Here is a 12,297-nt window from a genome sequence, read left to right as displayed (position 1 = left end):
TAACAACCTTACTAAGCGAGTGGAAGAGCTTAAAGAGGAAATAATGTAACCAGAGAATGAAATAGCTGATTGATAATTTTTAATTCACTCTAAGTGTATTAAAATTTATTAAATAGAACTAAGGTAATAAATCGGCTACAAGTTCGTCAAAGAAATTACAATTATGGCTCATAATCAAAACTATAATGAAGTTACAATTTTGCTCATTGATGATGATGATGTTGATGTGATGGGTGTTAAAAGAGCACTCAAGCAACTGAAAATTTTAAATCCAATAATAAGAGCACGCGATGGCGTTGAAGGATTAGCCATCATTCGTGATACCCAAAAACAACGTAAATCGTATATAGTCCTATTAGATATAAACATGCCAAGGATGGATGGTCTAGAAATGTTATATGAGTTGCGCAACGATCCTCACATTTCCAACTCTATCGTTTTTATACTGACAACATCCAAAGCCGACGAGGATAAGGCAAAGGCTTACAATCAGCATATAGCCGGCTATATCGTCAAGAATCAGGTTGCTGAAGGTTTTGTTCGAGTAGTAGCGTTACTGGATAGCTACTGGCGACTTGTAGAACTCCCAAGCCAAAATTGATGAGGTATTCATGGATAATACTTTAAACGTTCTGCTTATCGATGACGACCAAGTGGATCGGATGGCTACTATTAGAATATTAAATAAACGTGGTGCACTCTACAACATTACGGAGGCTACAACAGCTTCAGATGGATTAAAACTTGCTTTAAAACAGAACTTCGATGCAATCTTACTTGATTACCATATGCCTGGGATGGACGGTATTGAGATGCTCCAACTGTTGCGAACTCAAGCCAATAAACGAGTGGCGGTGCTGATGTTAAGCCGCCAGGATGACGAGGCCTTAGCAGAACAATGTTTAGATGCGGGAGCACAAGACTTTCTTTTAAAAGACGAAATTGATCATAGAAGACTGACTAGGGCTCTGCACCAAGCACAACATCGAAACATGATGGAAGAAGCACTGCTTGCCAGCCGAAATGAGCTACTGCAATTGGTAGAACATGATATTCTGACAGGCCTAGTCAATCGCCGGGGTTTTGAACGGGCGCTATCGGCAGCAGCATCTCGCTTAAAAAGAGGGAGTAAAAGTCTTGCTGTGCTCTTACTTGATTTAGATGACTTCAAAAGTGTAAATGACTCTGATGGACATGATGTAGGTGACGCTCTTCTCATTGAAGTGACCCAAAGACTTAGTTCAGCCATCCGAGAAAGTGACCTGTTATGTCGCCTTGGGGGAGATGAGTTTGTTTTGTTGGTTGATCAATTTGATGATAATGAACAGGTTTTATTATTAGCAGAACGATTAATTGAGGTATTGCGGGAACCCTATGCCTGGGGCGATAAAACCCACATCGCAACTGCAAGCATCGGTGTAGCAATCTATGATCCATCCATGTCTGCTGTTACCGATTTACTTCGTTTTGCAGATATGGCCATGTACCAAGCGAAGCAGGCTGGGCGAAATCAGAGTCGAGTTTATTCTTCGTCATTAGGAGATGCTGCTTTAAACCGCAACCGCATCAAATTCGAGTTACAAAATGCTGTTGCAAACAACGAGATGCGAGTTTTCTATCAAGCACAAATTCGCACTTCAGATGGCAGCCTAGGAGGCTTGGAGGCATTAGTTCGTTGGCAACATCCAGTATTAGGTCTGCTTTCTCCAGCAAGCTTTATTGCCATTGCGGAAGAAGTTGGAACCATTGTTGATATTGGAAATTGGGTTCTTTTAACCGCATGTGAACAGTTGGGACAATGGCAGTTAAAGTACCCCTCTGCCTTTCAGAACGTATCCCTTGGCGTCAATTTGTCAGTGGTTCAAGTGTCATCAACAACACTGCTCGATACAGTTAGTAAAGCCTTAGAAAGGTTTGATGTAAATGTAAGTAACTTAGAAATGGAGATTACTGAGAGCGTACTAATTAAAGACCCAGAAGCTGTATCCACGGTTCTGGCACAACTCGTCGAACAAGGTGTTTTCCTGTCGCTCGATGATTTTGGTACTGGATACTCCTCTTTGGAGCATCTAAAAATTTTTCCAATCAGTGTACTAAAAGTTGATAGAGGATTTGTGGGTGGCGTCGGCAAAGATAAAAAAGCAGAGCAATTGCTCGTCGCTATCATTGCGCTTGCTAAAGCCCTCGAAATGAGAGTGGTTGCAGAAGGTGTAGAAACTGAAGAACAAGCACATTTCTGTCGTAAACATGGCTGTGATTTGCTACAGGGCTATTATTTCTCTATGCCAATAACCGCCGAAGAATTTGAAGCTCGGTTTTTGAGGTAGATATTTTAAGTAAACGGTTTCACATTGAGTAAAACCTTACGTCAATACATAAATTGATGCCCTAAAAAGTTCTTTAATTTACGTTACAACGTGGACTTCGATAAAACTCAACTCAAAAGATAACTATTTGATTGGCCACGTGAAAACAAATCGAGCACCTCTTGGTGTGTTTTTCATTAACTTAATACCCCCCCACACGACTCAACAATTTTTTTAACAATGGCTAAACCGATACCACTGCCTTCCACTTCATCTCTTGGACGAAGCGTTTTAAACATCGTAAATACAATATCGGTGAACTCTGAGGGAATACCTGGCCCATCATCGGCAATTTCAAACTGATGGAATTGACCAATTTCAGAATACTTAACGGTGATTTCTCCTGTACCTTGATCATGATGTTTTATCGCATTATTTATAAGGTTTAAAAATATCTGCTCTAAAGGAATTCTATTTGTTTGAATGATCGGAAGAGCATTTTCAATTTTTAGAGAGAATAATTGATCTACATTTAGCGTTTCAAAAACATTTGAGATTAACAAGTTAACATCTGTCATTTCCAAGAATTCATCTCGGACACCTGCTCGCGAAAAAGCCAATAAATCGTCTAACAGACGCTCCATTCGATTAATCCTGCTATGCATTAAATAAAGATGCGATAAATCATTTTTATCAATTTTCCCTTCTAGGTCCTCTTTTAACCATGAAGCCAATTGATAAATAGCACGTAATGGAGATCTTAAATCATGCGATGCAATATAAGCGAAACTTTCTAAGTCTGAATTAATCCGTTGTAACTCTGAGTTCGTCTGATTTAATTCGTTAATTAACATTTTTTGCTTGTTAATTTGCCTATTCAATTCTACGAGGCTCTGGCTGAAAGTACTTTGATATTCTAAATGGAGAATAATTTTATTGATTCCATCGTCTTTGGGTAACGAGGCTTTAAACAAGCAACCTCTAGACGATAACAAACTTTGCGTTTCTGTGTTGGCCAGTTTTAAAGGGACTAAAATAGGTGTAGTACTCCGGCTACATTGCTTTAAAATCTCTACAATTTCTTGCTCTGTAAATTGACTAAATTTTGAAAGATTGGCAGAAACAAGCTGGCCATGCCGAGTGCCTAAAATAGATGTCGCAGCATTTGAAGCGGCAATGATATCTCCGTTTTTTTTGACCAGTAATAAAGCAACGGGAAAAGTAGTAAAAAATTTATTAAGCTCAAATTGATCCATTAGCTTTTATTATCCCTGAAAATAGTCAATACCGCTTGCATCATTTGATTCTTGATTTTGTTGTAGATAGATCACCACTTTACATCCATCACTTCCTTTGGCGATAGTTTCGCTTAGTTGGACTTTTGCATAACCCAAATTCTCAGCAGCAATCACACCAAAAACATTAGAAGTCATCATACACAATGAAGGTCGGCCTTTAACCTTGTCACCAAAAGGGCAGCTCGTACTTTGTAAAATAATTTTTTCATCCGTTTGCGAGACTACAACAAAATTTCCTGAAATTTTATGCTTAAGGCTAATTAAAACCTGAGTGACTTGCTCACGGTCTAATTTTTCAAGTTGCAATGCGGATTTGTACTGTTCATTTAATTCATCACCAATACGTTGCCCTACAACACTAACGAAGCCAGAAGCGTCGTCGAGGCCAACCACATCCTGCAAAGTCCCAGTCAAATGCCGAAGCACATCTCTAAAAAAAACATCGCGATTCAAATCAATCGATACATCAATGTTTACAGCTTCGATTTCATTCATATTTCACCTTTTGAGTTTACAGAGGTAAATGAGTGTACTTTCCTGCTTTCACTAGCAAGTCTATTTTTCAAAAAACGCCTCTTCAAATTTAGCAGAAGAAACGCCGCTAGTGTGAAAATGGTATTTTTTGGGTTTTAAAACGTTTCTATAAAGTTAAATATCTCAGTTTTACTTTATCTAGTCACACACATCGCTTTTTACGCATCATACGCGTTTTAAAGTTGCCAAAATGAACGACTACGACGTTATCATAACCATCGTCTCTACAGCTGATTGACGCTTTCAAGTTACGCTCTTTCATAAACGATAAATAGCTAACACTGCTATATTGGCTGCTTTGAGCGTTTCTCGAACAAACAAAAGTAGCACCGTTTACGTTTATTTTTGAGCACCTGCACCTGTTCTGTTAATGAGGAAAGTGCCGGTGTTTCAGGTGTCAAGAAGTGATTATTATGCTTGACGTAAAAGCGACCTAACACCAAATGACAGGGCCCGAGCGGGATGTGCTTATAAAAGAAGCGTCAGACAAAGCCAAAGCACGCGATGGCGTAAGACGTATAAAAGTAAACCTTAATGATCATGTTAAAAATCGTATATAAAACCATACTAAATAGCATGGAACGCAAAGGCTAAGCTGTAAAGGCTTCTCGCAAGCTAACGTGACAACGAAAAAAAACATTCACGGCCAGCCGCCCCAAACCGCCTTGCACAGGATTTTTATGCGAAAAGTCCGAACCAGAAACAGAAACAGATCGGTAATATCACAAGCTAAATGACCTGCGATGGCTAGCTGTATCTGGCGCTACATCTTGTTCTGTAATTGTGCGCAGTGATAGGCTGGTTGATGAGCAATCTTGCTACAACCAGTCTTGGTATGCAGCACTCGAGACCCCGTCTTATTCAGTCAAGGTTTCCCTTGGATCGGGGCGCGTTTTGCAGTAGCCCGTTTTACTCACATAATTGTTGTGACATGATTAAGCCCCCAATTAGCGCAAAATATAAGCCGAAAAGGTGATTGAGCAGAAATGCGGCAGTGAAGCAAAAAGCGGTGGCAGTAGTATCACTTGATGCTGGGTGTGACCAAACAACGACAGGCTTTTACTTCACCGTTTAACCAAAGACCAGGTAATTGCACTGTCCGGGCAAGAATACTCGTTAAAAAGCTATCACTGGTGCTGCACATCGGGCCGCTTGCATAAGGACCTGCGTAAACAAGTTGGCCATCATCAAATAATAACACTGCTGGCACAGCGGGTAATACAAAGTTAGCCGCGGCAATCTCAGCAGCCGAACGATAGCTTTGTTGCTGAGCAGTAATCTGATAACGCTCTGAAAAAACATCTGCATGCTCACGCGCCAGTCGACTACAACCACACTGGCTCTCCAAAACATGAACGACATGCCAACCTTTATTATTTACTAATCCCAACTCAGTCAGCGACAAAACGGGCTGTTGCGTTGTCCATTGCTGATTTGGATCAAATTCACCATAGTTATTTGATCCAAACTTATACAAAAAAACACTACTAACTATAACCCAGCAACTAAAAATTATTACCCCAATCCATAGTGTTTTCGTCATACCCATATCGCTAAAACGAGTATTCATTAGACGACGAATTTTTGCGTTTCCTTGTTCAATAAATTAGACAGACTTGAAAGTTGGATTGCCGAATCAGAGACTGCATCACTCATTGAGGCTTGATCCTCGGCCATCATCTTAAGTTGTTGCGTACTACCAGCAACTTCAGCACTTGCCAAATTCTGTTGATCAATCGCATGATTCATTGTGCTGGCGGATTCTGCAACAAATTGAGCTTGGGTAAGAATTGCTTGCAGAAGCTGGTCACTCTCAACTGCTTTTTGACGAGTAATATCAAGCTGAACAACACTTTGCTTCACTACCGCGACCGAATCCGTACTGTGAGTAACTAAACGCGCGATAATTTCTTGTATCTCACCAGTAGAAGCTTGAGTTCTTGAAGCCAATGTTCTAACTTCATCAGCGACCACAGCAAAACCTCGGCCTTGCTCACCAGCTCGAGCAGCTTCAATAGCGGCATTTAACGCTAACAAGTTAGTCTGCTCGGCAATCGACTGAATTACATCTAAAACCTTGCGAATATCCTGACTGGCTATCGCCATTTGGTTCACTTTGTCCCCCGTTTGCGATAACTGGTTTGACAAATGCTCAACAGAGGTAATTGTTTCACTGACCGCATGTTTGCCACTTAGGGCAGCTTGTTCAGCTTCAGAAGCATAACTTGCCACCTGCTGAGCTAATTTTTGCAATTCAGCAATGTTTTGTGACATTTCTTCCGTAGCCGCAGCAATGCGCTCCACTTCTCTAAGCTTTTGCTGCATGCCAGTGGCCAGAGATTTGCCGTCAGCAGATAACTGATCAGATTGACTCTGTAAATTACCGGCTTCTTTATAAACAATGGAAATCGTTTGCTGAAGCACATTTAATGCATTGTTGAATCCAGTAATTACTTTAGCATTTAACGACACCGCCCGCTGATTCAATACAACCCTTCTTTTTTCATCAACCATCGCTTCGGTTGCATCAGACAATGCCTGACCGATTTGAGCCTCCCTCAATGACTGACGGCAAAGCAACACTAAGACGATCGTTTCCAAAACAACATAGGCAGCATGAATCATAACGATTGGCAGAGTGTTGTATTGCTCTGGTAATAAGTACACACCAAGATCTTGCTGCTGCATCCACATAAACAACAAGTGATGCACTGCAATAACGGCGGCGGCAACAATAATAACCCATTGATCTCTGAAGGCAAAAAGAATGGCCATATAAACAAAGATGCCAAAATGTAGCTCTTCTGTACCATAGGATTGATGGATTTGCAGTGCGGCAAAAAACATAAAACTCACCCCGTAGCTAATACGAGATAAAAGATGATCACCTAAAGTTTTATAAAGAAAATAAGGTACAAGCAGTGAAGGGAGACCAACGACGAACACCCCGACCCAGCCCCCAAAAACAAAAGCTAACACGACTGAGAAAATAAACTGGAAAATACTCACGATTCCAATAACTTTAAAAGCATGGGAACGGAAATGTAGATTTAAGTTTGGCATTTAGGCTCCAGCAAAGCAGTTAAAAGAAAATCTTATTCAGTATTTTAGCAGCTATTAATTAAAGTGAATTGTTTTACTACAAGGAAAAGCGAAAAAAACTCAACCATAATAAGTGAACTATCCCTAAAGGTAACACACTTATGTGGCAACAAATAGCAGCTCAAATTAGCTTGGAGTTGGATATCGATTTTCAGGTCGAGCGCAAGATTTCGCTTACCGGTGGCTCTATTAATCTGGCGTATAAAATTTCCGGCTGCGGCCATGATTTTTTTGTCAAATTGCACCATCGCGAACAACTAGAACAATTTGAAAACGAACAATTATCCTTAGTTTGCCTTGCGCAAACACATTGCGTTCGCGTGCCTAAAGTTATTTGCGTGGGTCAAACGCTCGACAAGGCTTTTTTAGTGCTCGAGTATTTACCGCTGGAGCCAGCCAAAGCCGATCACCCCGCCTCGTGGCATCGCTTAGCCGAGCACATCGCTAAACTGCATCAACAACACGAACAAGCCATGTTTGGTTTTGATTGGGACAATCAATTAGGGCTAACCACCCAACCTAATCAATGGCAAGGTAACTGGAGTAGCTTTTTTTCTGAACAACGCTTGGGTTGGCAATTACAATTGCTATTAGAGCAAGGGTTTGGCTTTGGCAATATTGATCATATTGTGGAGCAAGCTCGACAACGCTTAGTGCATCACAAACCCAAACCCAGTTTATTACACGGCGATCTCTGGCGCGGCAATGTTGGTTTTACGGCTGAAAGCCCAGTGATTTTTGATCCTGCCAGTTATTTTGGTGATCGAGAAGCAGATATTGCTTGTAGTAGCCTTTACGGTACCTTTCCTGCCGAGTTTTATCATCATTATCAGCAATATTACCCCTTAGCGGCTGATTTTGAGGAACGAAAAGCGCTGTATAATCTGTATCATATTTTAAACCACGCCAATTTGTTTCGTGGAAACTATCTGATCCAGGCACAAGAACAAATCAAACGACTGTTTCACTTAAAAGGCCAAGCATGACCGACTTGAATCACCCGGTAGCATTAGTCACCGGCAGCGCCCTGCGATTGGGCAAACAAATGATTATCCGCTTGCACCAACAAGGTTATCGTGTACTGATCCACTATCGCCATTCTGCAGCGGCGGCCGAGCAACTCGCCGCGCAATTAAACCAACTACGCGCTAACAGTGCTGCCACGCTTTGTGCGAACTTAACCGACGATGCGGCAATTGCCCCCCTCGCCCAGCAAGCCATTGCTTGTTTTGGCCGTTTAGATTTATTGGTTAATAATGCTTCAAGTTTTTATCCGACACCGCTGGCTAACGCCCAACTGGATGATTGGCAAGAGCTGTTTGGCTCGAACGTCAAAGCGCCGTACTTTTTAAGTAAAGCTTTAAGTGCCGAACTGACAAAGCGCCAAGGCTGCATTATTAATATGGTGGATATTCACGCCGATAAACCCTTAGCTGAGCACAGCATTTATTGCATGGCCAAAGCGGCCTTGCAAATGATGACCAAGGCCTTAGCTCGCGAGCTGGCGCCAGCAGTTCGGGTTAATGGTATCGCGCCAGGCGCCATTTTATGGCCAAGCCAGCCGCTCGATGATGCCGATAAAGACATGGTATTACAGCAAGTACCCTTGGCACGCTTAGGTGAGGCCAACGACATTGCCAATACGCTGCTATTTTTAGCACAAGCACCTTACATTACGGGGCAGATTGTTGCGGTAGACGGTGGCAGAAGTTTAGGTGGTGCCAATAAAGCGTAATATGCCGAGCCCAAAACCGCTCAGGCAAAACGGGAGAAGGTAGTATGAAACCCATATTTCAAAGTGTGAATTGCCCTTTTTGTGGTTATCCCACCGATATTTGTGTGGAAGCCTCAGCAGAGGATCAAGATTACATCGAGGATTGCAGCAATTGCTGCAATCCGATGCATATTCGAGTGCATACTGATGATCTGCAGCATCGTGTGCAGATCTTCGTCGATGCCGATGACGAACAGTATTACTAAGCTTGCTCAGTGTTGGCAAAGCGTGCTGCCATCACGCGCTCAACGGTGCGAATAATCGTCACGGTTTGTTGATCGAGTTCGATATTAATGCGATCGCCAATTACTTTATCGCCTAAGGTTGTAAGTGCCAATGTTTCCGGGATCAAATACAAGCCAAAGCCTTCGGCAGTGACTTCGCCCACGGTTAAACTGCAGCCTTCCACCGCGATAAACCCTTTTGGTTGGATGTAAGGCAGCATGGCCGGATCCACTTTCAGCAGCAGTTGACAGTTTTGCGCATCTTGGGTTTTCCCGACCAACTCGGCCGTTGCTTGAATGTGGCCCGAGACAATATGGCCGCCCAGCTCGTCGCCAAAACGCAGAGAGCGCTCTAAGTTGACTCGGCTACCGACTTTTAGCGTACCAAGATTGGTTTTATCTAACGTTTCAGCAATAACATCAAAGCAAACCCAACCAGCCGCACTGTCAAAGTCGGTGGCGGTAAGGCAAACACCATTAATCGCAATACTGGCGCCACGTTGCAATTGCGCCAGATGTGTGGGGGCAACGTTTAGGGTTAAGGTCCTAAGACCGGGTAAATCAGCAATTTGCTTGATGGTGGCGGTGGTTTGCACTATTCCAGTAAACATAAAACCTCAGTTGTGTTAAATTGCGCGGCTGACAACACTGTAGCAAAATTAAGACGGCGCTCATGTTACCTTTTTCCCGCTTTGAAGCCAGAACCATTTTAACATTATCCGGCCCGATCATTCTGGCACAAGTCACGCAAACCTTAATGATGTTTGTCGATACTGTGATGGCCGGTCGTTACGGTGCTGTCGACATGGCCGCCATTGCGGTTGCGTCAGGCTTATGGCTGCCGATTGTGATGACCTTACAAGGTTTGTTGCTGGCGTTAACGCCGATTATCGCCCAGTTTTTTGGCAGCAAACAAACCAGCTTAGTCAGCCACTATACGTTACAAACCAGTTATTTGGGTTTACTGCTCGCGGCATTATTGTTTATCTTGATGCTGTTTGCTGAAATTCCCATCAGTAAATTACACATGGAAAGCGAACTGCAAACCAAGACCCTGCAATACCTGTACTACGTTAGTTTTGGGCTGTTTCCTGCTGTTGGTTACATTGTTATGCGTAATTTATTTGAAGGCCTCGGCAATACTAAAGCCAGTATGTGGATCAGCTTTGTGGGCCTGTTAGTGAATATCCCCGCCAATTACGTGTTTATTTATGGCAAATTGGGTATGCCCGCGCTTGGGGGGGCCGGCTGTGGTATTGCCACCAGTTTAGTGTTTTTAGCGATGTTTTTGGCCATGCTTTGCTACGGTTGGTTTAGCCGCTCAACTCGGCCTTATCGGCACTGGCCAGCCAGTTTAAAATTAAATTGGCCAGCACAATGGCAAATCTTTCGTATCGGCACGCCCATTGCCGCGTCTATTTTCTTTGAAGTCACCTTATTTGCCTGTGTGCCGCTGATGATTGTGCATTTGGGGCCGGTGATCGTCGCTGGTCATCAGGTGGCGCATAACTACAGCTCGATTATCTTTATGATCCCGTTATCACTGGGTTTAGCCACCACCATCCGCGTCGGGCACTTAGTTGGCGAGCAAAATTTACAAAGCCTGAAAAAAGCCATTGGCTCGGCGTTGATCCTGTCCATGTTGCTGTCGCTGCTCACCATTGTATTTACGCTATTGATGCGCCAGCACGTGGCGGCCTTGTATTCGCCTGATCCTGCGGTAATAGCCTTGGCCAGCTCATTATTAATTTTAGCCAGCTTTTATCAGTTTTCAGATGCCATCCAAGTGGTGTCGTCTTGCGCCTTACGCGGCATGAAAATTACCATGCCGGTATTTTTTATCACGCTAATTTCCTATTGGCCAATCGGTTTTGGCCTTGGCTGCGTACTAGGCTTAACCAACTGGTTGGTTGAACCGATGGGCGCACATGGTTTTTGGATCGGCATTATTGTTGGCTTAACGGTTTCTGCCATTGCCTTAGGTTTCGTGTTACGCAAACAATTAAACAGGATGGAACATGAACATAACGCAGGGGCTACTGCTTAGTGTTGCTACCACACTTTTACTTGGCTGCAGCAAGCCAGCAGGTAAAGCGGAACTCGCGGATTATCAGCAACGTTTAACTCGGGTGTTGGCTTTAGACAAAGCGGACATCTCGCTCTTACCTACTGCTCCGTTACCTGCCAAAAATAGCCTACTGGTGCCGCAACCTGATTTACGCATGGATCTTTTAGACGCGTTTGCAACGCGCCAGTGTGGCTTAGATCAGCTCATTGCCGAGCGCAACAGCAGCATGGGCCGCGTATTTAGCGTGAGTAAACGGCTTAACTACGAATTACGTTTACTGGCGGTGTTAGCTGATTGCGATCAGCAAGATTGGCCTGAGCCATTAAAACAACAAATAACGGAGGTTTATCAGCAGAAACTCGCCCAAATCAACAGCGTGTTTTTAAACATGCTGCAAACCGATGACACCTTGCGCAAACGTTGGCACAACAGTGACAGCATGCTCGCGCCCAATGATAGCAGTGGCTTTAACGAAAGCTTGGCCGCTTTACAGTTGCTAGTAGAATTGAAACATGCCATCAATGCCAAAGATTGGCAACGCGCCAGCCAAATGGATCCTGAGCGCGCGCTAGAAAGTTTATATCGTTATGATTTTCTGTCAAAACTGCAATACAGTTTGCGTTATACCCGCAGTTGGTTTGTGGCAATTAACCCCAAATTACAGCAGATCGCCCCGAGCACACTGTGCACCAATAACCGCAATACCGAACAGTTAGCGATATTAACCACCGTCTTTCGTAAGTTTTTTATCGGCGATATCCAAGCCTATCTTGCGCAGCTTAGCCGCTTTCAGCAACAAAGTTGGCCGCTGTTAGATGAACTGTACCAAGATACGGCGCTGCATCCTGTGTTAGCGCAGCGTTACTTAGAGCAAGCAGAGCAATTACAACGTTTATTGTTAGCGCACGTGGGATGGTATCAAGAGCTTAATAAAGTATGCCCAGTAGGCTTAACCCCAAGCTAAGCACACTTAGCTTGAGGTTGTTGCAGG

Annotated in this window: 12 protein-coding genes; 7 read left to right on the top strand and 5 right to left on the bottom strand. The window is 43.3% G+C overall.

The genetic code is table 11. The annotated features are described in order from the left end of the window. Positions 1 to 163: 163 nt before the first annotated feature. Positions 164 to 601: a response regulator gene (locus tag ACUJFL_RS08130; RefSeq protein WP_445428956.1), complete on the top strand. Its 438-nt coding sequence runs from the start codon at positions 164 to 166 to the stop codon at positions 599 to 601. A gap of 10 nt (positions 602 to 611) precedes the next feature. Then, a complete protein-coding gene (locus ACUJFL_RS08125; protein ID WP_445428955.1) occupies positions 612 to 2,327 on the top strand; it encodes a putative bifunctional diguanylate cyclase/phosphodiesterase in 1,716 nt (571 codons plus the stop codon). Between the two features lie 176 nt (positions 2,328 to 2,503). Here the strand turns inward: ACUJFL_RS08125 and ACUJFL_RS08120 are convergent, their stop codons facing one another. The 4 genes from ACUJFL_RS08120 to ACUJFL_RS08105 form a co-directional block, all read right to left on the bottom strand. Beyond that, a complete protein-coding gene (locus tag ACUJFL_RS08120; protein WP_445428954.1) occupies positions 2,504 to 3,562 on the bottom strand; it encodes a sensor histidine kinase in 1,059 nt (352 codons plus the stop codon). 9 nt (positions 3,563 to 3,571) lie between these two features. Beyond that, entirely contained in the window at positions 3,572 to 4,099 is a 528-nt protein-coding gene (locus ACUJFL_RS08115; RefSeq protein ID WP_445428953.1) for a methanogen output domain 1-containing protein, read from the bottom strand. Between the two features lie 1,060 nt (positions 4,100 to 5,159). Continuing rightward, positions 5,160 to 5,615, bottom strand: coding sequence for a DUF6436 domain-containing protein (locus tag ACUJFL_RS08110; protein WP_445428952.1), 456 nt, complete (start codon positions 5,613 to 5,615; stop codon positions 5,160 to 5,162). 92 nt (positions 5,616 to 5,707) lie between these two features. Next, on the bottom strand, positions 5,708 to 7,201 hold the full coding sequence (locus ACUJFL_RS08105) for a methyl-accepting chemotaxis protein (protein ID WP_445428951.1): 1,494 nt from the start codon (positions 7,199 to 7,201) through the stop codon (positions 5,708 to 5,710). A gap of 140 nt (positions 7,202 to 7,341) precedes the next feature. Here ACUJFL_RS08105 and ACUJFL_RS08100 point away from each other — a divergent pair, with 140 nt between their 5' ends. From ACUJFL_RS08100 to ACUJFL_RS08090, 3 genes are read left to right on the top strand one after another with little or no spacing between them, the layout of a single operon-like run. After that, positions 7,342 to 8,226: a fructosamine kinase family protein gene (locus ACUJFL_RS08100; protein ID WP_445428950.1), complete on the top strand. Its 885-nt coding sequence runs from the start codon at positions 7,342 to 7,344 to the stop codon at positions 8,224 to 8,226. Continuing rightward, positions 8,223 to 8,975: a pteridine reductase gene (locus ACUJFL_RS08095; protein WP_445428949.1), complete on the top strand. Its 753-nt coding sequence runs from the start codon at positions 8,223 to 8,225 to the stop codon at positions 8,973 to 8,975. Before ACUJFL_RS08100 ends, ACUJFL_RS08095 begins: the two co-directional genes overlap by 4 nt. Positions 8,976 to 9,019: 44 nt before the next feature. After that, the gene (locus tag ACUJFL_RS08090; RefSeq protein ID WP_226750910.1) at positions 9,020 to 9,220 is read left to right on the top strand and encodes a CPXCG motif-containing cysteine-rich protein; all 201 of its coding nucleotides are present in this window, start codon (positions 9,020 to 9,022) and stop codon (positions 9,218 to 9,220) included. On the opposite strand, the gene ACUJFL_RS08085 is transcribed toward ACUJFL_RS08090, so the two are convergent. Beyond that, positions 9,217 to 9,849, bottom strand: a complete 633-nt coding sequence (locus ACUJFL_RS08085; RefSeq protein WP_445428948.1) for a riboflavin synthase subunit alpha — start codon at positions 9,847 to 9,849, stop codon at positions 9,217 to 9,219. The genes ACUJFL_RS08090 and ACUJFL_RS08085 overlap by 4 nt on opposite strands. Before the next feature lie 62 nt (positions 9,850 to 9,911). On the opposite strand from ACUJFL_RS08085, the gene ACUJFL_RS08080 reads away from it, so the two are divergent. Further along, positions 9,912 to 11,285 carry an MATE family efflux transporter gene (locus tag ACUJFL_RS08080; RefSeq protein ID WP_445428947.1) on the top strand — a complete coding sequence of 458 codons (1,374 nt, stop codon included), beginning with the start codon at positions 9,912 to 9,914 and terminating at the stop codon, positions 11,283 to 11,285. Next, positions 11,257 to 12,270 (top strand): DUF3080 family protein, encoded by a 1,014-nt coding sequence (locus ACUJFL_RS08075; RefSeq protein WP_445428946.1) that lies wholly within the window; start codon positions 11,257 to 11,259, stop codon positions 12,268 to 12,270. Before ACUJFL_RS08080 ends, ACUJFL_RS08075 begins: the two co-directional genes overlap by 29 nt. The last annotated feature ends 27 nt before the right edge of the window (positions 12,271 to 12,297 follow it).

It is taken from the genome of Alishewanella sp. HL-SH05, assembly GCF_052655985.1.
This window is presented reverse-complemented; position numbering and strand designations above follow the sequence as displayed.

Bases quoted from the DNA above. Each gene is read 5' to 3' on its own strand.
- ACUJFL_RS08120 (WP_445428954.1), bottom strand. From the start codon at position 3,562: ATGGATCAATTTGAGCTTAATAAATTTTTTACTACTTTTCCCGTTGCT.
- ACUJFL_RS08125 (WP_445428955.1), top strand. From the start codon at position 612: ATGGATAATACTTTAAACGTTCTGCTTATCGATGACGACCAAGTGGAT.
- ACUJFL_RS08100 (WP_445428950.1), top strand. From the start codon at position 7,342: ATGTGGCAACAAATAGCAGCTCAAATTAGCTTGGAGTTGGATATCGAT.
- ACUJFL_RS08115 (WP_445428953.1), bottom strand. From the start codon at position 4,099: ATGAATGAAATCGAAGCTGTAAACATTGATGTATCGATTGATTTGAAT.
- ACUJFL_RS08085 (WP_445428948.1), bottom strand. From the start codon at position 9,849: ATGTTTACTGGAATAGTGCAAACCACCGCCACCATCAAGCAAATTGCT.
- ACUJFL_RS08095 (WP_445428949.1), top strand. From the start codon at position 8,223: ATGACCGACTTGAATCACCCGGTAGCATTAGTCACCGGCAGCGCCCTG.
- ACUJFL_RS08080 (WP_445428947.1), top strand. From the start codon at position 9,912: ATGTTACCTTTTTCCCGCTTTGAAGCCAGAACCATTTTAACATTATCC.
- ACUJFL_RS08105 (WP_445428951.1), bottom strand. From the start codon at position 7,201: ATGCCAAACTTAAATCTACATTTCCGTTCCCATGCTTTTAAAGTTATT.
- ACUJFL_RS08130 (WP_445428956.1), top strand. From the start codon at position 164: ATGGCTCATAATCAAAACTATAATGAAGTTACAATTTTGCTCATTGAT.
- ACUJFL_RS08075 (WP_445428946.1), top strand. From the start codon at position 11,257: ATGAACATAACGCAGGGGCTACTGCTTAGTGTTGCTACCACACTTTTA.
- ACUJFL_RS08090 (WP_226750910.1), top strand. From the start codon at position 9,020: ATGAAACCCATATTTCAAAGTGTGAATTGCCCTTTTTGTGGTTATCCC.